The following is a 1,251-nucleotide window of genomic DNA, read 5'->3' on the forward strand; positions in this document are numbered from 1 at the left end:
CTGCGCCGGCCCGGGAGGTGACCATGAGCGACCAGCCGGCCGTCGACGCGCTCGACACCGCCGTCTACACCGTGCCCACCGACGCCCCCGAGGCGGACGGCACCCTCGCCTGGGACAAGACCACCCTCGTCCTGGTCACCGCCCGCTCCGGCACCACCACCGGGCTCGGCTACACCTACGCGCCCGCCGCCACCGCCCCCCTCGTCCGCGAACTGCTCGCCGGCACCGTCACCGGCCTGTCGGCGTACGACGTGCCGCGCGCCAACGAACTGATGTCCCGGGCCGTGCGCAACGCCGGACTGCCCGGCCTCGCCGCACAGGCGATCGCCGCCGCTGACATCGCCCTGTGGGACCTCAAGGCCCGCCTGCTCGGCCTGCCTCTCGTCCACCTGCTGGGCGCCGCCCGCACCGATGTGCCGGTCTACGGCAGCGGCGGCTTCACCACCTACGACGCCGGCCGGCAGGAACGCCAGCTGCGCGGCTGGACCGAGGACCAGGGCATCCCCCGCGTCAAGATCAAGATAGGGGAGTCGTGGGGCGCCCGGCAGGACCGCGACCTGGAACGCGTCGCCCGCGCGCGGGCGGCCATCGGCGACACGGCCGAGCTGTACGTGGACGCCAACGGCGGCTACACCGGCGGCCAGGCGGTACGGGTCTCGGAGGCGCTCGCCGGCCAGGGCGTGACCTGGTTCGAGGAACCCGTCTCCTCCGACCACCTCACCGTCCTCGCCGGCATCCGCGACCGGATCCCGCTCGACGTCGCCGCCGGCGAATACGGCTACACCCTGCCGTACTTCGAGCACATGCTGGCCGCCGGAGCCGTCGACTGCCTCCAGGCCGACGTCACCCGGTGCGGCGGCATCACCGTCTGGCTGCGCGCCGCCGCGCTCGCCCACGCGCGCGGGACCGACATCTCCGGCCACTGCGCGCCGCACGCCCACGCCCACGCTGCCGCCGCCGTGCCCAACCTGCGCCATCTGGAGTGGTTCCACGACCACGTCCGCATCGAGCACCTGCTGTTCGACGGCGTCCTCGACCCGGCCGGCGGCAGCGTCACCCCGGGGGCCGACGGGGCGCCCGGGCTCGGCCTCACGCTCGCCGAGGAGAGGGCGGCACCGTACCGGACGGAGTGAGCCGAAGGCCCCCGACACCGTGCCGGACAACACGCTGCACATCGTGCTGGAAGAGGAGAAGGACCATGCCCCCCACCGTCGTCATCACCGGCGCCAGCGCCGGCATCGGCCGCGCCAC

General features: G+C 74.5%; 1 protein-coding gene. It reads left to right on the forward strand.

Going from position 1 to position 1,251, the window contains the following annotated elements; all coding sequences use genetic code 11:
* Nucleotides 1–23: 23 nt before the first annotated feature.
* Complete coding sequence (locus H5J33_RS35705; protein ID WP_181798783.1) at nucleotides 24–1,133, forward strand: enolase C-terminal domain-like protein; 1,110 nt, start codon at nucleotides 24–26, stop codon at nucleotides 1,131–1,133.
* Nucleotides 1,134–1,251: the final 118 nt, after the last annotated feature.

Origin of the sequence: Streptomyces sp. WELS2 (assembly GCF_013870595.1) — a bacterium.
Classification (GTDB): Bacteria; Actinomycetota; Actinomycetes; order Streptomycetales; family Streptomycetaceae; genus Streptomyces.

Bases quoted from the DNA above. Each gene is read 5' to 3' on its own strand.
- H5J33_RS35705 (WP_181798783.1), top strand. From the start codon at position 24: ATGAGCGACCAGCCGGCCGTCGACGCGCTCGACACCGCCGTCTACACC.